The organism is Pseudoalteromonas sp. 1_2015MBL_MicDiv, from assembly GCF_002407505.1.
GTDB lineage: Bacteria > Pseudomonadota > Gammaproteobacteria > Enterobacterales > Alteromonadaceae > Pseudoalteromonas > Pseudoalteromonas fuliginea.
The window spans coordinates 120,782-142,590 of record NZ_CP012737.1; the positions used below are offsets into that span (position 1 = coordinate 120,782).

Annotated in this window: 21 protein-coding genes and 1 pseudogene; 11 read left to right on the forward strand and 11 right to left on the reverse strand. The window is 39.9% G+C overall.

Features of this window, described 5'->3' with window-relative positions:
* Window positions 1–57: 57 nt before the first annotated feature.
* The 4 genes from AOR04_RS00595 to AOR04_RS00610 all read right to left on the reverse strand — a co-directional run bounded on the left by AOR04_RS00595 (window position 58) and on the right by AOR04_RS00610 (window position 4,047).
* Window positions 58–312 carry a YheU family protein gene (locus tag AOR04_RS00595; RefSeq protein WP_096792227.1) on the reverse strand — a complete coding sequence of 85 codons (255 nt, stop codon included), beginning with the start codon at window positions 310–312 and terminating at the stop codon, window positions 58–60.
* Window positions 309–1,301 carry a hydrolase gene (locus AOR04_RS00600; protein WP_096792228.1) on the reverse strand — a complete coding sequence of 331 codons (993 nt, stop codon included), beginning with the start codon at window positions 1,299–1,301 and terminating at the stop codon, window positions 309–311. Before AOR04_RS00600 ends, AOR04_RS00595 begins: the two co-directional genes overlap by 4 nt.
* 426 nt (window positions 1,302–1,727) lie before the next feature.
* A complete protein-coding gene (locus AOR04_RS00605) occupies window positions 1,728–2,141 on the reverse strand; it encodes a TIGR02444 family protein (RefSeq protein ID WP_096792229.1) in 414 nt (137 codons plus the stop codon).
* Window positions 2,125–4,047, reverse strand: a complete 1,923-nt coding sequence (locus AOR04_RS00610) for an ATP-binding cassette domain-containing protein (protein ID WP_096792230.1) — start codon at window positions 4,045–4,047, stop codon at window positions 2,125–2,127. The genes AOR04_RS00605 and AOR04_RS00610 overlap by 17 nt, the downstream gene beginning before the upstream one ends.
* Window positions 4,048–4,179: 132 nt before the next feature.
* Here AOR04_RS00610 and AOR04_RS00615 point away from each other — a divergent pair, with 132 nt between their 5' ends.
* Entirely contained in the window at window positions 4,180–4,383 is a 204-nt protein-coding gene (locus tag AOR04_RS00615) for a YheV family putative zinc ribbon protein (protein ID WP_007378899.1), read from the forward strand.
* Window positions 4,384–4,415: 32 nt separating this feature from the next.
* Here the strand turns inward: AOR04_RS00615 and AOR04_RS00620 are convergent, their stop codons facing one another.
* Complete coding sequence (locus AOR04_RS00620) at window positions 4,416–4,631, reverse strand: SlyX family protein (protein WP_004335946.1); 216 nt, start codon at window positions 4,629–4,631, stop codon at window positions 4,416–4,418.
* Complete coding sequence (locus AOR04_RS00625; protein ID WP_096792231.1) at window positions 4,618–5,616, reverse strand: WD40 repeat domain-containing protein; 999 nt, start codon at window positions 5,614–5,616, stop codon at window positions 4,618–4,620. Before AOR04_RS00625 ends, AOR04_RS00620 begins: the two co-directional genes overlap by 14 nt.
* A gap of 214 nt (window positions 5,617–5,830) precedes the next feature.
* Here AOR04_RS00625 and fkpA point away from each other — a divergent pair, with 214 nt between their 5' ends.
* Window positions 5,831–6,583, forward strand: a complete 753-nt coding sequence (gene fkpA / locus AOR04_RS00630) for an FKBP-type peptidyl-prolyl cis-trans isomerase (protein WP_007378902.1) — start codon at window positions 5,831–5,833, stop codon at window positions 6,581–6,583.
* Window positions 6,584–6,666: 83 nt separating this feature from the next.
* On the opposite strand, the gene AOR04_RS00635 is transcribed toward fkpA, so the two are convergent.
* The gene (locus AOR04_RS00635; RefSeq protein WP_008138658.1) at window positions 6,667–7,137 is read right to left on the reverse strand and encodes an Rsd/AlgQ family anti-sigma factor; all 471 of its coding nucleotides are present in this window, start codon (window positions 7,135–7,137) and stop codon (window positions 6,667–6,669) included.
* Window positions 7,138–7,664: 527 nt separating this feature from the next.
* On the opposite strand from AOR04_RS00635, the gene hemE reads away from it, so the two are divergent.
* A complete protein-coding gene (hemE, locus tag AOR04_RS00640; protein WP_002961084.1) occupies window positions 7,665–8,729 on the forward strand; it encodes a uroporphyrinogen decarboxylase in 1,065 nt (354 codons plus the stop codon).
* Between the two features lie 95 nt (window positions 8,730–8,824).
* Here the strand turns inward: hemE and sthA are convergent, their stop codons facing one another.
* The gene (sthA, locus tag AOR04_RS00645; RefSeq protein WP_198403004.1) at window positions 8,825–10,255 is read right to left on the reverse strand and encodes a Si-specific NAD(P)(+) transhydrogenase; all 1,431 of its coding nucleotides are present in this window, start codon (window positions 10,253–10,255) and stop codon (window positions 8,825–8,827) included.
* Window positions 10,256–10,268: 13 nt separating this feature from the next.
* A complete protein-coding gene (locus AOR04_RS00650) occupies window positions 10,269–11,402 on the reverse strand; it encodes an acyl-CoA desaturase (RefSeq protein ID WP_008138662.1) in 1,134 nt (377 codons plus the stop codon).
* 126 nt (window positions 11,403–11,528) lie between these two features.
* Between AOR04_RS00650 and fabR the strand changes: the two genes are divergently transcribed.
* The 5 genes from fabR to leuD all read left to right on the forward strand — a co-directional run bounded on the left by fabR (window position 11,529) and on the right by leuD (window position 17,244).
* The gene (fabR, locus tag AOR04_RS00655) at window positions 11,529–12,152 is read left to right on the forward strand and encodes an HTH-type transcriptional repressor FabR (protein ID WP_002961087.1); all 624 of its coding nucleotides are present in this window, start codon (window positions 11,529–11,531) and stop codon (window positions 12,150–12,152) included.
* A 405-nt stretch (window positions 12,153–12,557) separates the two neighbouring features.
* Window positions 12,558–14,111 (forward strand): 2-isopropylmalate synthase, encoded by a 1,554-nt coding sequence (gene leuA / locus AOR04_RS00660; protein WP_002961090.1) that lies wholly within the window; start codon window positions 12,558–12,560, stop codon window positions 14,109–14,111.
* Entirely contained in the window at window positions 14,108–15,184 is a 1,077-nt protein-coding gene (leuB, locus tag AOR04_RS00665) for a 3-isopropylmalate dehydrogenase (protein ID WP_096792232.1), read from the forward strand. The genes leuA and leuB overlap by 4 nt, the downstream gene beginning before the upstream one ends.
* A 60-nt stretch (window positions 15,185–15,244) precedes the next feature.
* A complete protein-coding gene (gene leuC, locus AOR04_RS00670) occupies window positions 15,245–16,645 on the forward strand; it encodes a 3-isopropylmalate dehydratase large subunit (RefSeq protein ID WP_096792233.1) in 1,401 nt (466 codons plus the stop codon).
* Entirely contained in the window at window positions 16,645–17,244 is a 600-nt protein-coding gene (gene leuD / locus AOR04_RS00675) for a 3-isopropylmalate dehydratase small subunit (RefSeq protein WP_096792234.1), read from the forward strand. Before leuC ends, leuD begins: the two co-directional genes overlap by 1 nt.
* An 80-nt stretch (window positions 17,245–17,324) precedes the next feature.
* Here the strand turns inward: leuD and AOR04_RS00680 are convergent.
* Window positions 17,325–18,600, reverse strand: a pseudogene (locus AOR04_RS00680) (IS4 family transposase).
* A gap of 219 nt (window positions 18,601–18,819) precedes the next feature.
* Between AOR04_RS00680 and AOR04_RS00685 the strand changes: the two are divergent.
* From AOR04_RS00685 to AOR04_RS00695, 3 genes are all read left to right on the forward strand, one after another.
* Window positions 18,820–19,878: a ParB/Srx family N-terminal domain-containing protein gene (locus AOR04_RS00685; RefSeq protein ID WP_157770526.1), complete on the forward strand. Its 1,059-nt coding sequence runs from the start codon at window positions 18,820–18,822 to the stop codon at window positions 19,876–19,878.
* A gap of 83 nt (window positions 19,879–19,961) precedes the next feature.
* Complete coding sequence (locus tag AOR04_RS00690) at window positions 19,962–20,651, forward strand: restriction endonuclease (RefSeq protein ID WP_157770527.1); 690 nt, start codon at window positions 19,962–19,964, stop codon at window positions 20,649–20,651.
* Window positions 20,652–20,761: 110 nt separating this feature from the next.
* Window positions 20,762–21,355, forward strand: a complete 594-nt coding sequence (locus tag AOR04_RS00695; protein ID WP_096794057.1) for a hypothetical protein — start codon at window positions 20,762–20,764, stop codon at window positions 21,353–21,355.
* A 2-nt stretch (window positions 21,356–21,357) separates the two neighbouring features.
* Here the strand turns inward: AOR04_RS00695 and AOR04_RS00700 are convergent, their stop codons facing one another.
* A complete protein-coding gene (locus AOR04_RS00700; protein WP_096792237.1) occupies window positions 21,358–21,738 on the reverse strand; it encodes a hypothetical protein in 381 nt (126 codons plus the stop codon).
* Window positions 21,739–21,809 lie beyond the last annotated feature (71 nt).

A 21,809-nucleotide genomic window follows, 5' to 3' on the forward strand; every position in this document is an offset into this window, starting at 1 on the left:
GTTTTGGCTCTTAGGGTAAAAAGCCATTGTGTACGTTCAATTCAAAAGTTACAAGTGCTAATCAAACGACTCTGCTTGATGCTCCTCATTTTGCAGCGCTTTAAATTCGCCTTTCGAAATAATGGTTACAGACTCATGAAGCTCTGAAAAAAACACCATGGCTTCGCCATTTTTTAGCTGAAGCTTAACCTGGTTTACTTTAGATTCAATACTAGCCTCTATTTCGCCATAGTCGGTGCCTTCGCGCAAAACATAGCTTTCTATTAAGTTGTATAGCGTATCTTTATCGAGTTGCTCAAAAGGGATGATCATAGTTGCTCATTATTCACTTTATTTAAAACATATTGCCCAAAGTAATTGGGTACGGTTTTTTCTAACCAAAATATAGGCTTAAACGGATTTTTACCGGCAATAAAGCCAACATGCCCTCCTTTTTCAGAGATGCGCAGCGTAACATGCTCACTTACGTCTTGCCTACTCGGTACGGCTTTAATTGAGAGCATGGGGTCGTCTTTTGCATGAATAATTAATGTAGGCACAGCAATATGCTTTAAATATGGCATCGCACTGGCTTGACGATAGTAATCGTGAGCGTTTTCAAAGCCGTGCAAAGGAGCCGTTAGCTGGTTATCAAACTCTAATAGGTCGTCAATGTTCATTAATTGATCGGTAGTGATAGATATTAGCTGCTTAATTTGTGGCAACTTACGTTGCATCGACTTTTTCATGCGATCGAGCAAATACTTTTGATAAATTTTACCTAGGCTTTTACGAATTACATCGCTTGATGACGACAAATCATAAGGTGCAGAAACAACCGCAGCCGCGCTTAAAGGACATGCTAGTGCTTGTTCACCTAAGTATTTGGCAAGTACGTTACCGCCTAACGAAAAGCCAACGGCAACCATAGGTCTATTTGGATATTGTTGCTTTAGATGATTAATAAAAAAAGCTAAGTCGGCTGTATCACCACTATGATATGCGCGAGGCAAGCGATTTACTTCGGTTGAGCAATTTCTAAAGTGCATAAGCACAACTGCATAACCTTGCTTTTTTAATGCCTTCATCATGCCTTTAGCGTAAAAGCTATTTATATTACCTTCAAGGCCATGAAGGACTATAGCAAGAGGTGCAGTTTCGTTATGCGGAAGTGACCAAGCAAGTTCGATAAAATCGCCATCGGGTGTATCAAGTTGCTCAAGTTCGTAGCTAGTGTTATGAAATGGGCGGAAAAAACGCGGCATTATGGTTTGAACGTGACGGTTTGTCATCCACCATGCGGGTTTAAACTGTGGGATCATATTTGTACTACACACTTTGCAAAAAAGAATCGCTAGTGTATCAAAAAGAATAAAAAGCGCCTAATCAGTAACTGATAGGGCGCTTTGTGCGTCGTGCTTAATTTTGTTCGGGAATTTCTGCGTCATGTATTTTTTTCAAAAAGAAAAAAGCAAAAAAGATACACAAAGAAACAACGATGGTTAAAAACCCAAAAGACATAAATAAAACTGGATCTGTAAAAAAGTCTCTAAAGAATACGCTCATAAGTTGCTCCCCTCGTTTTTGATGGGTTAATCATAAGCGGTGTTTGCAGGTCGCAACGTGATCGAGATCAAGTAATTTTTCTAAGCAGGTGTAGGAGTGAAGCTAAGTTGATTTAGATCATGCTTTAAGAGGGGGTTCTATAGATTCGGTGCGTACTTCAACAATGTATGAAATGTATTTACTTACACGTATAGCTTTATATTGTTGGGTGTATCAGAAGTTTTTAATTTAAGACCGTTAGCGGTGCTTATGAGCATGCATTGCTGTTGTTTTTCAAGCTTTAGCTCAGTGCTTAGTAACTCTGCGCGTATTGTAGCGTAATCACTTATCGTATTCTGATTAGTTTTTAAATAGCTGCGTGCGGCGCGCAGGGGTTGTAATACGTGAGTATCAAACTCACTCACTACTTGCGTTAACTCATTTAGCTGTTGGGTATTAATACTTAAATTTAATGAATCTAAATAAAGCAGTAATAAGCATAAATTGACGTTTTTTCCTTGCTGGTTTTGTAGTGCCAGCAAGGTTGTTTGTTGCACAGGCTTTGCGTACAAGGTGCACGCAAACTGCCAAAAATGGTCGCTATTGAGCAAGTTCATCGGCGAATGCCTGCTCTTTTTCTTCCATTTCTTCAAGTGCCATAAGTAACTCTTCTTCAACGTCGTTAAGTTTAGGTGTAAGGGTTGCTTGCTTAGCTAATAACTCTTTAAGCTTGGCTTTGTTATCGTCGTTGTAGAGTTCGTTATCACCTAAGGTCACTTCAACTTCACTTAATTCAGCGGTGAATTTATCGAGTTGCTTTTCAAGCTTTTCAATTTGCTTTTTAAGTGGCTGAGTGGCCTTTCTAAACTCAGCCTCTAAGCGTTTTTGCTCTTTACGGTTAACACCCGGATTTGCTTTAGGCTCGTCGCTTTGCTGCGCTTTAACCGCTTCTTTATTCGCATTGAGTAACCACTGGTAATACGCATCTAAATCGTAACCAAACTGGGTTACTTTGCCGTCATCTACTAAGTAAAACTCATCGGCGGTATTTTTAAGCATATGGCGGTCGTGCGATACGGTAACCATAGCGCCTTCAAAGCCTTGTAGTGCCATAACAAGTGCATGGCGCATTTCTAAATCAAGGTGGTTTGTAGGCTCATCGAGTAGTAATAAGTTTGGCTTTTGGTATACCAACATGGCAAGTACTAAACGTGCTTTTTCGCCGCCCGAAAATGGGGCTACGGGCTCAAGGGCTTTATCGCCAATAAAGGCAAAACCACCTAAAAAGTCACGTAGTGATTGCTCAGTGGCTTTTGGGTCGAGGCGTTGCAAGTGCATTATTGCACTGGCTTTTAAATCAAGAGATTCAAGCTGATGCTGCGCAAAGTAACCAATATTTAATCCGTGATGCTGAATAACTTCGCCAGCTTGCGGCTCTAAATCACCAGAAAGCAGTTTAATTAATGTTGATTTACCTGCGCCATTTCGGCCAAGTAAAGCAATTCGGCTGCCTGGTACAAGGTTTAGCTCTATATTATTTAAAATAGTGACGTCACCATAACCCGCTTTGGCTTTATCTATTGTCATTAGTGGGTTTGGTAATGCTTTTGGCTCTGCAAACTCAAAGTTAAATGGCGAGTCGGCATGTGCCGGCGCTAGTTTTTCCATGCGTTCAAGTGCTTTCACACGGCTTTGTGCTTGTTTAGCTTTACTGGCTTTTGCTTTAAAGCGCGTTATAAACTGCTCAAGGTGCGCAATTTGATCTTGTTGCTTATCAAACATTGCTTGTTGTTGTAGTAAACGCTCTGCTTTTTGGCGTTCAAACTGCGAGTAGTTACCTTTGTAAACGTTGATAAGTTGCTTATCTACATGCCAAATTTGATCAACCACTGCATCTAAAAACTCACGGTCATGCGATATAAGTACAAGGGTGCCGGTGTAAGCGCGTAAAAAGCGTTCAAGCCAATAAACGGCATCTAAATCAAGGTGGTTTGTTGGCTCATCAAGAAGTAGTAAATCGGCGTCGCGTATTAATGCTTGGGCAAGGTTTAAACGCATACGCCAACCACCCGAAAACGAGCTTACAGGGTTTTCTATAAGGTTATTGGCAAAGCCTAGACCATGTAATAGCTCACCTGCGGTTGATTCAATGCTATAGCCTTTTATGTTTTCAAGCTGAATATGTACTTTGGCTTGTGTGTCGCCATCGTTGATTTTCTCGGCCTCACGCAGTGCTATACGCATTGCGTAGTATTCTGGGTGACCTTGCAGTACATAATCAATCGCGCTTATTTCAAGTGCAGGTGTCTCTTGCTTAACAGAGGCAATAGACCAATCTTTTGGAATACTACAGTTACCGGCATCTAGTTGTAGTTCTGATTTTAGTAAACCAAATAACGTTGATTTTCCACAACCATTAGCGCCAACAAGGCCTACTTTGTGTTCTGGGAATAACGTAGCTGATGCGTTTTTTAATAAGGCTTTACCGCCACGAAGTAGTTCTATTTCTGAGATTTGGATCATGAATGCGTTACTTTGCTGTGCCCTTGTTAAGTTGGCGTTATCATACCATAGAACTTAATGCGCTTATCAAGCGTATCAACAAGTGAAGTTATACGATAAAATGACAGCAGTTCTAACCACAGGAAAAATGTTGTGAGACAAAAAAAGCGATTTATTGCTGGTGCATCGTGCCCTGACTGCAAAGCCATGGATACTATGATGCTATACAGAGAACATGATGTTGAAAAAGTAGAGTGTGTTGAGTGTGGCCATAAAATGGCGCAACCTGATAACGCTGTTCAGGCGTCTACTCGCCAATTTGAACAAGTAATTGGTGTATTTAAACCGGGCGACTAACCCGGTTTTTTATTGCCTAATTTTTACCGGCTTTAGTAGTGCGGTGGAGGCGGCTCAGGTACTTCAGACATCATAGACGATGATGACTGCGACTCTTTAATTTTTTCTGCTAGTAGCTCAGTTTGGCGTTTCATTTTTGCTAAAAGTTGCTGGTGCACTTTTATTTCATCATTTAAGACTTCAATTGTTTCGTCTTGAAAAGCCACTTTGGCTTCAAGTTCCATTAAGCGATGTTCAATTGTGTTCATTATTCTCTCGTATAATAAATCGCTCTGCGATACCGCTGGAGCTTTCGGTTAACAACGACTTACCGTTATCTGTAAATGTCACATCTAGCACCACCGCCGATTTAGGCTTACTGCCTTCGCGCGGGGTAACCTGCCAAGTTTGAATTTTTTCACCGCTTGGTATTTGCCACAAATCTACGCGCTTATTTGGCGAGCCGGTTGCAAGCAAAGTGCCTTGTTCGTTAAAACGCACAGCAGTAAAAATTTTCTGACGCGCAATATACTTCAGTTTACTCACAAGATCACCTGTAGTCAGCTTCCATACATTTGCTTGTGCCATGCTATCGGCCGTAAACGCATAGCGACCTTGTGGATCGAGCGTCACTTGGGTAACACGCGTTGGGTGATTAAAACGATGAATTACTTGCCCTGTACGTGTATCCCAAAAGTAAGCAACATAATCGTTAGAACCACTTAAGGCGTAGCGTCCGTTAGGTGATAGGTCAACGGTGTTAACTTTATCTTGGTGGCCTAAAAATTCGATACGCCTGCCGGTTTCAAGGTTTATGAATACAACTACGCCGTCGCTACGGCCGTATAAAACACTACGGCCTTGATTGCTAATGGCAATATCGCGAATACTGGCTTTTTGTATTTTGTAATAACCTTTATTTTTGCCTGTGGCTATATCCCACACCGCAAACGTGGTTTTTTCGGCGGTAATGGCCACGCTGTTATCAAAAGCAATGGCTACTGCATACACTAGGCTATCTTGTGATTGTTGCTGAAACCACTGGTATTTTAGCACTTGCTGTTGATTATCCCACAGGGCGACCCCATGGTTAATGGAGGAGATCAAGCTGTATTTACCATCGTTCGATAGCGTTGATGAAAATGCACCTTGCGCAGCATGTTCGTAGCTTGCTACAGCCTGTTGTTTTTTATCGGTACAAGCTGTAGCTAAAAAACAGCTTAATACGATTAAATAAGTACGAAATATCGACATGTTACAGGTATTTCCTCTTAACTCTTAGTGACTGAGAGGTTAGACTAGGACGCGTTGAATGCCTAGGTTGTTTGTCTAATCACTGGATATGTTTTTAGTTTAGCTAACAATGTGAAATTTAGTCATTAAACAAGCAGCCTATCATGTAGGCCGTTAATCTTTAACTAGTAATAATACAATAAATGACAACTGCAAAGTGTGTCGGAGATTTAAAATGAAAAAGACGATTAAATTGTCATTGATTGCAGCGTCAGTTTTAGCGCTTACAGCTTGTAATCAAGAAGCAAAAAAAGAACAAGCAGAAGTTAAGCTAGACACTGTTGAACAGCAACAAGCATACGGTATTGGTGCATCTGTAGGTAACTTTTTAAATAAAGACTTAGCAGACAAAACTGAAATTGGTATTGAACTAGACCAAGCACTTTTAATTCGTGGTTTTGAAGACGCACTTGCTGGTAATGCAAAAATTGACGAAGAAAAAATTCGTGAAGTGTTAACTGCATTAGATACATCAGTACGTACTAAGCAAGAAGAAACAGCAAAAGTTGAGTCTGAAAAAAGCAAAGAAGCGGGTGTTAAATACTTAGCTGATAACGCTAAAAAAGAAGGCGTTACAGTAACGGAGTCTGGCCTGCAGTACGAAGTGCTTAGTGAAGGTGATGGCGAAAAGCCAGTAGCAACTGATGTAGTTAAAGTACACTACAAAGGGACTTTATTAGACGGTACTGAGTTTGATAGCTCATATGCACGCAACGAACCTACAACTTTCCCTCTTAACCGCGTAATTGCGGGTTGGACTGAAGGTTTACAGCTTATGTCAGTGGGTTCTAAGTACAAGTTTACTATTCCTTCAGAACTTGCTTACGGCGACCGCGATTTAGGTAAAATTCCTGCTAACTCAACACTTATTTTTGATGTTGAATTACTTGAAATTCAAAACGATGAAGACGCAGCTCCTGCAAAATAATCATCATATAAACTAAAAGTTATTTAGCTTATAAATGTAAAAAGGGACCTTAGGTCCCTTTTTTAATACGTTACTTACACGTATTAATTCGTGTGATTAGAAAACAAGTTATCAATAAGCTCATCCTCTAACGCAAATCGTGCTTCTAGCGCTTCACCGATAACAGATAAATCGTTATCAAAATCTTTTAATAAGTCTTCTTTATCTACTTCTGCGTATTTATCGTTAAAATCCAGTGCAATATCAGTTGTACTAGAAATACGCGGGTAAATTGCATTGGCAAGTTCTTGGCTTTTTGGGCCTTTATTTTCACAAGCTTTAGCAATGTCATCATAAATTTCAAAATGACCGGCAGACAAGTAATCCATCAGAATTTGGCAAAAAGATTCAATTTGAGCAGGCTCTGGTAAAGCATGATCTTTTTTATCATATGGAGAAAAACCAGCCATTTTACAAAAGAGCACAATAAGCTCTTGGCGTTCATTTAACCATTTATCGATTACTGTGTGGCTACCACCCCATTTCTGTTGAGCTTTTTCTACACGCGTCAGCATAACTGTTCTCCTAGCTGGGTTGGTCTTTAAATTAAGTATAATAAGTTTATATACATCAAGATATATTTAATTTGCGTGTATATCAACAAGTAAAATAGATGTTCTAAAAGCGATGTAATTTATTGAATGGTAAATGGTGAGATTTATTGCAGGCAAGAAAAAACCACCGGTTAAGGTGGTCTAATTTCTTTCATTGGCTTGTTATAACAAGCTTTCTTATTTTTATGAGATAATTTTTATTGTTGTTATTTTAAAACTTTTATTTTTATTATTTTAAGATTTTTATTATTGTTTTTGTTAACGCGGGACAAACAATAACAAGCTTTTTTCGATGTTGCAAACATATTAATAAAAAGTTTTAAATGTTATGGTTTGTTTGCTTGTTTTATAGTCAAAATAGGTTGAAACCGTAGATTATATTGATCTGCCTCTAGGTAAGGCTGTTTTCGTCCCTAAGCAATAGAGGGTCGGAGAATATGGTGGTACAATCTTGCACAATTTATACAAGTCTTAGGATCATTTACGCCATGAGCGAATTAAAAAACGACCGTTATTTACGTGCACTTGCAAAACAACCTGTTGATGTAACTCCGGTATGGATGATGCGCCAAGCAGGACGCTATTTACCAGAGTATCGCGCTACACGTGCACAAGCGGGCGATTTTATGAGCCTGTGCCGTAATGCTGAGCTTGCATGTGAAGTTACACTGCAGCCACTACGTCGCTACCCGTTAGATGCTGCTATTTTATTTAGTGATATTTTAACGATTCCAGATGCAATGGGTTTAGGTCTGTACTTTGAAACTGGCGAAGGTCCTAAGTTCGAACGTCCTATTTCATCACTTGCTGATGTTAAAAAAATTCCAAAACTTGATCCAACTGACGAGCTTGGCTACGTAATGAACGCGGTAAGCACTATTCGTCGTGAACTTAAAGGTGAAGTACCGCTTATTGGTTTTTCTGGTTCACCTTGGACGCTAGCAACTTATATGGTTGAAGGCGGTAGCAGCAAAGTATTTGGTAAAATCAAAAAAATGGCGTTTGCAGAACCGCAAACACTTCATTTATTACTCGATAAGTTAGCTGACTCAGTTATTGATTATTTAAATGCTCAAATTAAAGCTGGCGCGCAATCGCTAATGGTATTTGACTCATGGGGTGGTGTATTAAGCCCGCGCGATTACAACGAGTTTTCACTGCAATATATGCATAAAATTGTAGATGGCTTAATTCGTGAATACGATGGTCGTAAAGTACCGGTTACTTTGTTCACTAAAAATGGTGGTCAATGGATTGAAGCTATTGCAGCAACAGGTTGTGATGCAATCGGCCTTGATTGGACTATTAATATTAGCGACGCTAAACGCCGTGTGGGTGATAAAGTAGCTCTACAAGGTAATATGGACCCATCTATGTTACATGGTACACCAGAGCGTATTCGCCAAGAAGTAGGTACTATTTTAGAAGACTTCGGTACAGGTAATGGCCACGTGTTTAACCTAGGCCACGGTATTACACCAGATGTAGACCCTGAAAATGCTGGCGTATTCATTAATGCAGTACATGAGCTAAGTGCTAAGTACCATAAGTAATAGTCACTTAAACAAGCTTTAAAACTGTTTAAAAGTAAAAAACCCGCTAAGTTGCGGGTTTTTTGTTACCTATTTATAAAGGCATTTAAAACTACTTATTTAAATAAGCGATTTAAACCATTTAATGCTGCAACACGGTAGGCTTCAGCCATGGTCGGGTAGTTAAATGTGGTATTCACAAAGTAGTCGATATTATTGCCACCATTTTTTTGTTCCATAATGGCTTGGCCAATGTGAACAATTTCAGAGGCACGCTCGCCAAAACAATGTACGCCAAGTACTTCTTTGGTTTCGGTGTGGAATAATATTTTTAAACTACCTACTTCAGTACCAGCAATTTGAGCACGTGCCAAATGCTTAAACTGAGCACGGCCAACTTCATACGGTACTTTAGCGGCTGTAAGCTCTTGCTCGGTTTTACCGACTGAGCTCATTTCTGGGATGGTATAAATACCAGCCGGAATATCAACAATCAGTCTGTCATCGCAGTTACCACATGCAATTGCATCAGCAGCTATACGACCTTGGTCAAACGCAGCACTTGCAAGGCTTGGATAGCCAATTACATCACCTACAGCGTAGACGTTATCAATTTCTGTTTGGTATGTTTCGTTAACTTTTAATTGGCCACGGCTATCGGCTTTTAAGCCAATGGCTTCAAGATTTAGTGTATCAGTGTTACCAGTACGGCCATTAGCAAATAAAATACAGTCAGCTTTTACACGTTTACCTGATTTTAAATGCATAATAACGCAATCATCACGCGTTTCAATTCGGTCAAACTCTTCGTTGTGACGTATAACAATACCGCTATTCCAAAAGTGATAGCTAAGCGCGTCAGATATTTCTGCATCCATAAAGGCAAGTAGTCGGTCGCGTGTATTAACTAAATCAACTTTAGCGCCTAAACCTTTAAATATTGACGCGTACTCACAACCAATAACACCTGCACCATAAATCAGTACGCGATGAGGGTCATGCTCAAGGCCAAGTATTGTGTCACTTTCGTAAATACGAGAATGCGTAAAATCGACCTCTGGCGGGCGATAAGGGCGCGAACCCGTTGCTATAACAATCGTTTTAGCAGTCAGTCGTTCGGTTGAGCCGTCATTTCGTTTTATTTCAATAGTGTGCTTATCTACAAAGCTCGCATCGCCTTGAAACATATGAATGCGGTTACGATCGTAAAAGCTACTGCGTAAATTAGATTGCTTAGAAATAACCGAACTGGCGTGACGTAAAATATCAGGAAATGTTAAGCGGCTAGGGCGCTCGCCAACATTAAATAACGGATTTGCTTTATATTCAATATAACGACTAACAGAGTGGCGAAGCGCTTTTGAAGGAATTGTGCCCCAATGTACACAACCGCCACCAACAGATTCTTGGCGTTCAATAACCGCTACTTTTTTGTCGTTTTTTGAAAGGTTCATGGCGGTACCTTCACCGCCAGGACCCGTGCCAATAATAATTGCGTCATATTGGTATGTCACGGGTACTTTTTTTTGTTCTGGTTGTTTGGCCACAGCCACTCCTAAATTAATTAAAAGAGGCTTTTAATAACCTCGCATTAAGTGCTAGCCATGCCTGTTTTTGATTTTCCCAGGCGGCTTCCAACTCATGGTATTGTGCCATTAATGCTGAGCGTTCACACTGCTTTGCCATGTTATTTTTTTTAACTTCTAACACTTGTTTTTGTAGTGAACAATAATTTTGCAGTTTTTTCAGCAGTAAATCGTACTCTTGTTGTAATAATGTAATCTTATCTTGTGCTAAAGGCAATTTTGCAAGACGCGTTTGCGTTTTACTCATGAGCGTTTCGGCCTTAGCTTTTTCGATACGTTCAACAGGTGTACGCTTTAGTTTATTAGCTAAACCAACAGCTGCTAAAGAGCGGATCATCCATTTTGTTGGATCGTAATGAAACCATTTAATACCGTTACGGTAGTCGCTTGCAAATATATGGTGGAAGTTGTGATACCCCTCACCGTATGTAAATAACGCTAAAAAGCCGTTATCGCGTGCCGTATTTTTTTCGGTGTATGGGCGAGAGCCCCAAATATGTGCAACTGAGTTTATAAAAAAGGTAAAGTGTTGACTCAGTACTAAGCGTAGTAAACCTGCAAGAATTAACATACCCCACACATCACCAACCAATAAACCAAGTGCTAGAGGCAAGCCTACGTTCATAGCAATCACAAGCTTTAAGTAATGTTTGTGTTGCCACATAACAATTTTATTGCGCTGTAAATCACGACAATTACTATAATCACCGTAGCTATCGCCTTGGTAGTCACGTAACATCCATCCGATATGGCTATACCAAAAACCATTGGTCGCCGCGTAAGGGTCTTTTATTGGGTCGTCAACTTGACCGTGGTGTATACGGTGATCGCTACTCCAATGCAATGCACTGTTTTGCAGTGCAAAAGCACCACCAAGTGCAAAAATAAATTCAACTGCAGGGTGTGCGTTATAGGTTTTATGTGCCCATAATCGATGGTAGCCGGCAGTAATTGATAAGCCTGCATAAAACATGCAGCCTACAAAAGCAATCCAATGCGCGCTGGTAAATCCGTAGCTAATGGCGTACCAAGGTACAAGTGTGGCAGCCGCCAAAAAGGTTAGGCTAAAAAATAGGACGTTTGTCCAAATAATCGGTGGTTTATTCATAATTCTCAATCTCAGCGTACAACTGTAAGCTAAAATAGTATTTCAAACTCTTGTCGTCAAGTATTAGACTGTACAATTGAGCTAATATCACTAAATATTCATATAAAATAATTCAGGGAGCTGTTGATGTCGGGTGTTAGAGCGCAACAGAAACAAAAAACACGACAGGCGTTAATTCAAGCGGCATTTAATCAGCTGAGTGCTGATCATAGTTTTTCGAATTTAAGTTTACGCGAAGTAGCACGAGAAGCCGGTATTGCCCCAACGTCTTTTTATCGTCATTTTAAAGACATGGATGAGCTAGGTTTAACCATGGTAGACGAAGCGGGTTTAACCCTTCGCCAACTTATGCGCCAAGCTCGTAGACGAATAGCGAACGATGGCGGCAGTGTTATAAATACCTCAGTGGTTACTTTTATGGAGTTTATTGATAACTCAAGTAACCAATTTAGGTTGTTGCTGCGAGAACGCTCTGGGACTTCTAAAGCATTTAGAGCCGCTGTAGCCCGCGAGGTAAAACATTTTATTTTAGAGCTGGCTCATTATTTAGAAAGTGAAACTAAATGCAACGCTATGCATGCCTATATTCAGGCGGAATCTATGGTAACGCTCGTATTTAATGCGGGTGCAGAAGCGCTCGATATAGAAGGATTGCAACGCGACGAATTGATTGAGCGCGTTATTTGGCAATTACGTTATATTACTCGTGGGGCCGGGCATTACGTAAGAGAAACGAGTAAAGAAGCATAGCTTAAAAAAATTGCAAAAAGTTAATATAAGCACGGTATATTGCAGTGCTTATTAATTTAAGCGTCACTAGTCGCGTATTTGTTATTTTAATTCTCAATAAGCACCTAGCTTGAATTAAAAGACCCAATTGAATCATTTTTAAATCTGTTTTGTGGAATTTTTATGCTTGCTTCCATCGCTTTGTAATGTTAAAAATAGGCTTCACTGAACACACACACAAGAAAACAAGATGCATATTATTCGTTTAATTACACTAAAACTGAACCTCTTACTGCTATGGCAAGTGAGCGGGGATTAGTGTGTTTGCATCGAGTTGAACACTAAAAACCCCGCAATTGCGGGGTTTTTTTTATCTCGCGGCTGGGATTAATTGAAATTTGGGTAACATAGGAATGAGGGGCAGTTATGCAAGAGCAAGATAAAGTATGGATTTTTGATACCACCTTACGTGATGGTGAGCAGGCACTTAAAGCAAGCCTTACTGAAGATGATAAAATTCAATTAGCGCATACAATTAGCCGCTTGAATGTGGATGTGATGGAAGTGGGTTTTCCGGTTTCGAGCCCTGCTGATTTTCGCTCGGTGCAACGTATTGCAACTGAGGTAAAAGGCCCGATTATTTGTGGTTTAGCACGATCTGTTGCCAAAGACATTGAAGCCTGTGGCGAAGCACTTCGCACTGCACAACAAAGCCGTATTCATACTTTTATTGCAACAAGCCCTTTGCACCTTGAACATAAATTACGTATGAGCCTAGATGATGCAACGGCAATGGCCGTTAAATCAATTAAATTGGCACGTAACTATACTGATGATGTTGAATTTTCGTGTGAAGATGCCGGTCGTACGCCGCACTGGGATTTATGTAAAATTGTTGAGCAGGCAATTAACGCCGGAGCTTCAACTATTAATTTGCCAGACACCGTTGGTTTTGTAACGCCAGACGAATACGCTGCAATGATCCGCCACTTAATGAATAACGTGCCAAATATTGATAAAGCGCGTTTAAGTGTGCATTGCCACAACGATTTAGGTTTAGCAGTAGCAAACTCTGTGGCTGCAGTGCAAGCCGGTGCGCGCCAAATTGAGTGTACTATTAATGGCATTGGTGAGCGGGCTGGTAACTGCTCGCTTGAAGAAGTGGCGATGATCATGAAAATGCGCAAAGACCACTTAAAAGTATACACAGATATTAAAAGTGAAGAAATTTACCGCGCATCTCGCCAAGTGGCTAAAATTTGTAATATGCCAGTACAACCAAATAAAGCGATTGTTGGCGAAAACGCCTTTGCACATAGCTCAGGCATTCACCAAGACGGTGTATTAAAAGCGCAAAATACTTATGAGATTATGTCGCCAGAAAGCGTTGGTGTGCCAAGCAACCAATTAAATATGACTTCGCGTTCGGGTCGTCATGTTATTGAGCATCGCTTAGAAGAGTTAGGCTATCAAAAATCTGATTACGATATGGATGGCTTATATAAAAGCTTTATCGAATTGGCTGACCAAAAAGGCACAGTATACGATTACGACCTTGAGGCGATGATTTACTTTAATCAAATTAACGACAAAGACGAAAAATACCAATTAGAATTTGTTAACTCAGCCTCTAACTCGCAATCGGTAGCAAGCTCTACCATTGGCATGCGAATTGATGGCGAAGCAAAACAAGAAGCCGCGACAGGTAATGGCCCAGTTGAAGCTTCGTTTGCAGCGATTGAGCGCTTAACCGGTATGAGCGTTGAAATGATTGAATATAACTTAGAAGCGACAGGCCAAGGTGCAAGCTCATTAGGGCAAGTAAATATTATAGCTAAATACGATGGCCGACCTTACCACGGTGCGGGCATTGCAGCGGATGTGGTTGAAGCGTCGGTACGCGCCATGATCCGTGTTTATAACTTAATTTATCGTGCACAAAAAGTGTCTGATTTAAAACAACAAAGGAAAGCAGGATGAGTAAAACAAACTACAGCGTTGCAGTATTAGCTGGCGACGGTATTGGTCCAGAAGTAATGGCAGCAGCAGAGCAAGTATTGGATGCTGTGAGCAATAAGTTTGGTTTTACCCTTAACCGTGAACATTATGCAATTGGTGGCGCAGCCATTGACGAATTTGGTAAAGCATTACCAGAAAGTACACTTACTGCATGTGAAAACGCTGACGCTATTTTATTTGGTTCGGTAGGCGGTCCTAAATGGGAAAACTTACCACCAAATGAGCAGCCTGAGCGCGCATCGTTATTGCCGCTTCGTAAGCACTTTGGTTTGTTTTGTAATTTACGCCCTGCACAGTTATTACCTGCATTAAGTGCAGCGTCGCCACTTCGCGCTGATATTAGTGAAAAAGGTTTTGATATTTTATGTGTGCGCGAGCTTACTGGCGGCATTTACTTTGGCGAAAAAGGCCGCAGTGGTGAAGGCGCAGAAGAGTTTGCATTTGATACGCAAACATACTCACGAAAAGAAATTGAACGTATTGCACGCTTTGCTTTTGAAGCTGCAAAATTACGTAGTAACCATGTTACCTCTGTTGATAAAGCAAACGTACTTGCATCAAGTGTATTATGGCGCGAAGTAGTAACCGAAGTAAGCAAAGACTACCCAGAAGTAAGCCTAGATTACATTTACGTAGATAACGCCGCTATGCAGTTAGTTAAACAGCCTAGCCAGTTTGATGTACTACTTTGCGATAACTTATTTGGCGATATTTTGTCAGATGAGTGCGCCATGATCACAGGCTCAATGGGCTTATTACCATCGGCAAGCTTGAATCAATCGGGTTTTGGATTGTACGAGCCAGCAGGCGGTTCAGCACCAGATATTGCAGGTAAAGGCGTTGCAAATCCAATAGCACAAATTTTAAGTGCCGCATTAATGCTACGTTACTCGCTAGGGCAAGACGAAGCTGCACGCACCATTGAAAAAGCAGTAGCAGAAGCCGTAGAAGCAGGCGTTGGCACACCAGATATATATCCAAATGAAGGTTACAGCACAAGCGATGTGGCAGCAGCCATCGTTTCACGCATTTAATAACATAGTAAAGTTGCAGCACCGTTATGCTGCAACTCAAACAGATTAGGGAATTAGCAAGTGGCCCAAACGTTATACGAAAAAATTTGGCAAGCACATACCGTTGCCAGCATAAATGAGCAAACCGACTTACTTTATATTGACCGCCATTTAGTGCATGAAGTTACTTCTCCGCAGGCTTTTGCAGGTCTACGTGAAAAAAACCGTACTGTACGTTGCCCAGAAAAAACTTTTGCAACGATGGATCACAACGTATCGACTAAGAGCCGTTCACTTGATGCGGCAAGCGAAGTATCTAAAAACCAATTAATGGCGCTTGATAAAAACTGTAAAGAGTTTGGTATTGTACTTTACGATTTAAACTCGATTAACCAAGGCATTGTGCACGTAATGGGCCCAGAGCAAGGTATTACCTTGCCAGGCACAACCATTGTATGTGGCGATAGCCATACCTCTACACATGGTGCGTTTGGTGCATTAGCGCATGGTATTGGTACGTCTGAGGTTGAGCATGTATTAGCAACGCAAACGCTACAGCAAAAAAAGGCGAAATCGTTAAAAATTCAAATTAACGGTGTATTGCGTCCAACGGTTACGGCTAAAGATTTAATTATGGCGGTTATTGGCAAGTTAGGTACCGCTGGTGGCACAGGTTATGTAGCTGAGTTTTGTGGTGCAGGCATTGAAGCGCTTTCAATGGAAGCCCGTATGACGCTATGTAATATGAGTATTGAAATGGGTGCAAAAGCGGGTTTAATTGCATCTGACCAAATTACTTATGATTACTTAAAAGGTCGTCCGTTTGCACCTAAAGGCGCTGACTTTGACGCAGCTGTTGAATACTGGGAAACCTTAAAAACAGATGAAGGCGCACACTTTGATTTAGTTGTTGAGCTAAATGCCGACGACATTCAGCCACAAATTACTTGGGGCACAAGCCCAGAGCAAGTAATTGGTGTTGATGAGTGCATACCAGATCCTGACCAAGAGCCTGATTTAATTAAAGCCGATGCTATTCGCAGCGCGCTTAAATACATGGACTTAAAAGCGGGCGATAAATTATCAAGCGCGAAAGTAGACACGGTATTTATTGGCTCATGTACAAATAGTCGCATTGAAGACTTACGCGCTGCTGCAAAAATTGTTGAAGGCAAACATGTTGTTGCCGGCATAGAGGCGTTAATTGTACCGGGCTCTGGCTTAGTTAAAAAACAAGCTGAAGACGAAGGCTTAGCCGATATTTTTAAAGCGGCTGGCTTTGAGTGGCGCGAACCGGGTTGCTCAATGTGCTTAGCAATGAACGATGACCGCCTAGAAGCAGGTAAGCGCTGTGCATCTACGTCTAATCGTAACTTTGAAGGCCGCCAAGGCCGTGGCGGACGTACGCACTTAGTAAGCCCTGCAATGGCGGCAGCCGCTGCAATACATGGCCACTTTGTTGATATTAGAGGAGAAGCATAATGAGCATATTTTTTAGTGGCTTAATGGCCCCACTTGATAAAAACAATGTAGATACTGACCAAATTATTCCTAAGCAGTTTTTAACATCAACTAGCCGCGAAGGCTTTGATGCTGCCTTGTTTTACGATTGGCGCTACCTAGATAACGACGAGCCAAACCCTGACTTTATTTTAAACCGCCCTTGTTACCAAGGCGCGCAAATATTATTAACGCGCGACAACTTTGGTTGTGGCTCATCGCGCGAGCACGCGCCATGGGCGCTCAAGCAATATGGTTTTGAAGTGATTTTGGCTGAAAGTTTTGCTGATATTTTCTTTAATAACTGCGGCAACAACCAAATGCTCGCCATTGCGTTACCTGCCGACACACTTGAGCAGTTGTTTGCACTTAGCGAGCAGCACGACGATATAAACATTGAAATCGACCTTGAAAATCAAACACTAACAAGCAGTAAGTTTTCATCATTTAGTTTTGATATTAGTAAAGAAGTAAAAGAGCGCCTATTAAGTGGCTTAGATTTTATTGGTGTAACCGAAACGCTAAACCCACAAATTGATACGTTTGAAAAACAACTAGCAGCTGAGCGCCCTTGGCAGTAATTTTTTAAATTTAATACTTTAAAACGCGGCTAAGACTGTAATGCCGTTCATTCAAGGTGAGCGGCTTTTTTGTTTCTAGCTTATCGCACCGGTCTTGGTTTGACTGAACGAGGAAAACTTCGCTCTCTTCGAGGCTTTATAATTAGGCTTTCCGCCATGCTATAAAAGTATTTTAATTGACATGGTATTTCTCCAGATGTTGAATAAGGTAATCCAGCGAGTAGTCTCATTATTTGACCTAAACTACCATTGAAACTTAGTTGGTAAGGTAAATAATCACCTTTTAATATGTGGCACATTTTAACCATCTGATATCACATCATACTATAAGTAAGCAATACCCACACAGTTCTTGCTTTACAAGCGCTGGTGAACGACTTTTAACAAGCATATATTGCTTTTGTTCACGATAACCAAGCTCTATGTCCCCGCAGTGACTGTATAAATTCCCTATATCTACTGACGGATATCGCATTGGATCTGTCATAGATGTCATCACACTGTATGACTTACCCTTTATTTTTCTATTCACTAGCCTTGCGACTAATGTGTCAGGCAGCGTTGGCCACATTTTTCTTGCTCTAGGGTTACTGTTAAGTTGGACTAATTTATCATTACGCCCTCATGTCTGAATAACTTCATATTGTACATTATTTTTCAGTGGTATTAGCCAATGACGTCCACAGCCCGTCGCTAGCCATTTATGTAAAAGCCCTAAAGAATAAAAACCTTTGTCGAATAAAGTGAGACTGTTACCGGGTGTGGTTCCTATAAGCTTTTCAGGCAACACTATTTCATTGACCTTGTAAGCATCAAAAGCGCTGCCCGTTATAAAATGGTTGCTCAGCTCAATTTAACACACCATTCTGACTTGTGGATATTGCGTATTGGTCGGTTTTGTAAAGGCCTTGTTGTTTTGGGGGAGTTATCTGTACGCCAAACAACACCATCGAAATCAAGCAAAGTAAGTCCATGCCAGTGAGGGTGATTGGCGTCTTCATTTGTACCACTATAATTCCAATATCTTTGGGTGCATTTAAACAGTCCTTTTATGGCGGCTTCAGCAAAGTTATTACGACGCTGAGTTAAGACGCTAGGCGTTACAAATGGCTTCCCATATCGGTCAACAATATTGAGTATGATAACGGCATCAGCCATGGGCTTGTCATTATAAATAACCATACCAATTAACAACCAAGCCATTGATTTTAAGTTTAGTTTTTCTTTTTGTAGTGCAACGGTTTTGGTTAGCGCATAAGCTTCTTCGATAAGGGGTAAAGAAAGTAAATCTGCTAGTGTTTCAACGTCATTAGGTTTGATGCTGTTGATAATATCGAGAGCATTAGAAAGTTGCATAAAAAATCGAATTCTACAAAAAAATTGGATTTTTACATACCTAGAAGATCGTTCAAGTACTATTAGCTATTTCTGGAATGATTGACATTACGGCTAAAGCTGCGTTTATTTTTTATATATTATTTATGTTGTATTAACTATGATTAAAATAATAAACTATATCTTCTAGTCTTTTGATAATTATTCATTTCTGTTTTGCTGGAAATGTTAGGAAGTTTTATGAATTCTATTCGAGTACATTTAGACAATGTTTATTTAGATCCAAATAATTTTCGATTACATGGACACAGTAAATATAGAAAAGTTGAAAATGCTAACTTTTCTAATCATATGGTTCAAAAAAGAACTATGGATATGATTACAGAAGGGGAGCGAAATGAAGGAATTAAGGATCTTCTTGATTCATTTAAAAGTAATGGTTTTTTAAAAATCGATAATATTTTAGTAAAAAAGCTGGATGATGATAAATATATTGTCATAGAGGGTAATAGGCGTGTTGCTGCTTTAAAAACACTTATAACTCAATATGAAAAAGGTTATGAAACGGGTGTCGTTGATAATCAACTTTTAACAAGCAAGATTATTGATGTTGTTGAATATCCAGTAGAGCTTAATGAGTCTGAATCATATTTATTGCTTATGGGGTTGAGGCATGTTACCAAAGTTAAAGATTGGGGAGATTTTGAACAGTCAGAGCTAGTACATGACCTACATATTGAACACTCTCTGAGTTTTAGTGATATTTCAGAGAAATTAGGTATTCATATTGTTCAAGTTAAGAGAAGGGTCAATACATTTGTAGCAATGCAGTTATATAAGAAAGATGAGGATTATGGTAGCCAGTTTAGTTCAAAACTTTCCCCAATATTTTATGAGTTAATGGGCTCTCCTGATATTAGAGAAGATTGGCTAGGATGGTCTGAGGAAACTAAGGCTTTTACCAATAAGTCACGATTAAAGAAGTTTTTTAGTTGGGTATCTGCATGTGAAGATACAAAAGAACCAATAGTTAAAAATCGTGATGATATTAGGTTGTTGAAAAAAATAATACATGATAGCGAAGCTATTGATATTATGGAAGAAACAGGAAGTGTTCTTGAAGCATATGAGCAAAGTCTGTCTGTGACGACTGAAGGTGTGAAAAAAGCCATTTCTTCACTTAAAGGTAATGTTGATAAAATTACTATTTCAGCAGTGAGGAATCTAGGAGTGCAAGAAAAAGAAAAACTGCGTTCGGCAATTGATACACTAAAGGATATTGAGAAGTTGATAAAGTGACCACGTCAGTATACCCATACGAGCATACCTTATTATTAAAGTGCGACAGCTCTGGTGATTTTTATTCACAATGCCGTGCTCATTTGGCTATTACAGATGAATCGGTAGTTGAAGCCATAGTTGAAAAACTAAGTATTTTATCTGATAACCTAGGAACAAGTTGTTTTATCATCAAGCTCGATTTGTCTACATTAAACTATGTTATTTCTCCAAGCTTTATAAAGCGCTATAGGAGCTTCAATAAGTTCATTAAAGATATTACACCAAAGAATTTTGAATCATTATGCGCTTATTATTTAAGTTTGTTGGGTTGTTCTGAATTTTATACAACTCGCTACTCTAGTGATCAAGGTTTAGATTTTTACGGATTACTGCCATTCAATTCGTTTTCTTATTTTGGCCCTACAAGTGAAAAGAGCTTTTTAATTGGTCAAGCAAAGCTCTACACAAGTAAAGTTGGAACCGGTGAAATTAGAGAGTTCGTTGGCTCTTTGGAGTTGTTAAAAAAACAAATATTTTCAAGAGAAGTTTACTCATATAAGTTTGCTACAGAGATTAAAAGCTATTCTTTAGTAAACCCTATATTTATTTCATCATCTAGTTTTAGTCGTGATGCAGTTGAACTATGTGGGAAAGTTGGAATTAGAATGATTGATATTGTTAAACTAAGTGCTTTAATTGCGACAAGGGATGATATTTATGATAAAGATGCTTTAAAAAGCTCGGTTATTGAAAATTACCTTTGTTTGATTAAAGAAGCGGAAACGAAGTAATATAAAATTCAGCTTCTCATAATAAATTTATGATGGAAAGTTCATTGCGATTACTTTCTTTGTATTGGCTTGAGCATTACGCTAAATTTTTATATTTTTGGTACAGACTTATGAAATTATTAACGGCAGCAACTCTAATACTTGCCTCATCAACAGCCTTTGCACACCCTGCACCTTTGGTGTCTATTGCTACTCATGATGCCTTTTTTAATAGCATTGCAGCGCACTGCGGTAAGGCGTTTGAGGGTAAAGTAACAGTAGATAACGCAAAAGGGCCAAGCTCATTTGAGAATAAAAAACTGGTTATGCATGTGCGTAAATGTACCGACACTGAGCTACAAGTACCGTTTCACGTGGGTGATGATGCATCACGTACATGGATCATAACAAAAACGGGAAGTGGCTTGAGTTTAAAGCACGATCATCGTCATAAAGATGGCAGCGACGACGCATCAACTATGTATGGTGGCCATACGCTTGATGCAGGGTTTGCACAAATGCAGTCGTTTCCAGCAGACCAGTACTCTAAAGAGTTATTTGTAAAACAAGGCATTGCACAGTCTGTAGGTAATACATGGCAAATGTATATTTACCCGGAAGTATTTACTTATCGATTAATTCGCCAAGGACGTGAGTTTAAGGTGGATTTTGATTTAACTCAGCCGATTAATCCACCATCAGCACCTTGGGGTTATAAAGACTAAGGTTACTTGCCCTTGCTTGTATCTTCTTTAGTTTCGCATTGTAGTAAAACACTTAAATCTGGTTGATAGGCGCGTGGCTTAGTTGGAAAACGTTCATATTCTTGCACGCCTTCAAGCACTTTCAACATAAAGGTGTTGCCACGACATAAGCGCTCAGCATGGCGTAATAAAAATACGCTTTGGTTGGAAAAGTGTTTGTAATCGTCAGACTTAATTTTTATTTTATAATTGTCTTCGCCAATTTTTGTTTGGTAGTAATGCACTTTGTTGTCAAAGTCGTAGAGTTTTTCTGTTTCGGCTTTTTCAGCAAAGGCTGTATTTGCACTCGAAAGGGCCACCAGTGTAGCGCCTATAAATAAGCGTGGAGAGTTTAATCCTTTCATAAAAATGTATCCTTTAATTTGCGAACTTTATACCCATTAATATGAGTTATAAGGCCGATTAATTTTCGTTT

What these genes read in the sequence shown, in the direction of transcription:
- AOR04_RS00595 (WP_096792227.1), bottom strand. Translation starts at nt 312, where the DNA reads ATGATCATCCCTTTTGAGCAACTCGATAAAGATACGCTATACAACTTA.
- AOR04_RS00600 (WP_096792228.1), bottom strand. Translation starts at nt 1,301, where the DNA reads ATGATCCCACAGTTTAAACCCGCATGGTGGATGACAAACCGTCACGTT.
- AOR04_RS00605 (WP_096792229.1), bottom strand. Translation starts at nt 2,141, where the DNA reads ATGAACTTGCTCAATAGCGACCATTTTTGGCAGTTTGCGTGCACCTTG.
- AOR04_RS00610 (WP_096792230.1), bottom strand. Translation starts at nt 4,047, where the DNA reads ATGATCCAAATCTCAGAAATAGAACTACTTCGTGGCGGTAAAGCCTTA.
- AOR04_RS00620 (WP_004335946.1), bottom strand. Translation starts at nt 4,631, where the DNA reads ATGAACACAATTGAACATCGCTTAATGGAACTTGAAGCCAAAGTGGCT.
- AOR04_RS00625 (WP_096792231.1), bottom strand. Translation starts at nt 5,616, where the DNA reads ATGTCGATATTTCGTACTTATTTAATCGTATTAAGCTGTTTTTTAGCT.
- fkpA (WP_007378902.1), top strand. Translation starts at nt 5,831, where the DNA reads ATGAAAAAGACGATTAAATTGTCATTGATTGCAGCGTCAGTTTTAGCG.
- AOR04_RS00635 (WP_008138658.1), bottom strand. Translation starts at nt 7,137, where the DNA reads ATGCTGACGCGTGTAGAAAAAGCTCAACAGAAATGGGGTGGTAGCCAC.
- hemE (WP_002961084.1), top strand. Translation starts at nt 7,665, where the DNA reads ATGAGCGAATTAAAAAACGACCGTTATTTACGTGCACTTGCAAAACAA.
- AOR04_RS00650 (WP_008138662.1), bottom strand. Translation starts at nt 11,402, where the DNA reads ATGAATAAACCACCGATTATTTGGACAAACGTCCTATTTTTTAGCCTA.
- fabR (WP_002961087.1), top strand. Translation starts at nt 11,529, where the DNA reads ATGTCGGGTGTTAGAGCGCAACAGAAACAAAAAACACGACAGGCGTTA.
- leuA (WP_002961090.1), top strand. Translation starts at nt 12,558, where the DNA reads ATGCAAGAGCAAGATAAAGTATGGATTTTTGATACCACCTTACGTGAT.
- leuB (WP_096792232.1), top strand. Translation starts at nt 14,108, where the DNA reads ATGAGTAAAACAAACTACAGCGTTGCAGTATTAGCTGGCGACGGTATT.
- leuD (WP_096792234.1), top strand. Translation starts at nt 16,645, where the DNA reads ATGAGCATATTTTTTAGTGGCTTAATGGCCCCACTTGATAAAAACAAT.
- AOR04_RS00685 (WP_157770526.1), top strand. Translation starts at nt 18,820, where the DNA reads ATGAATTCTATTCGAGTACATTTAGACAATGTTTATTTAGATCCAAAT.
- AOR04_RS00695 (WP_096794057.1), top strand. Translation starts at nt 20,762, where the DNA reads ATGAAATTATTAACGGCAGCAACTCTAATACTTGCCTCATCAACAGCC.
- AOR04_RS00700 (WP_096792237.1), bottom strand. Translation starts at nt 21,738, where the DNA reads ATGAAAGGATTAAACTCTCCACGCTTATTTATAGGCGCTACACTGGTG.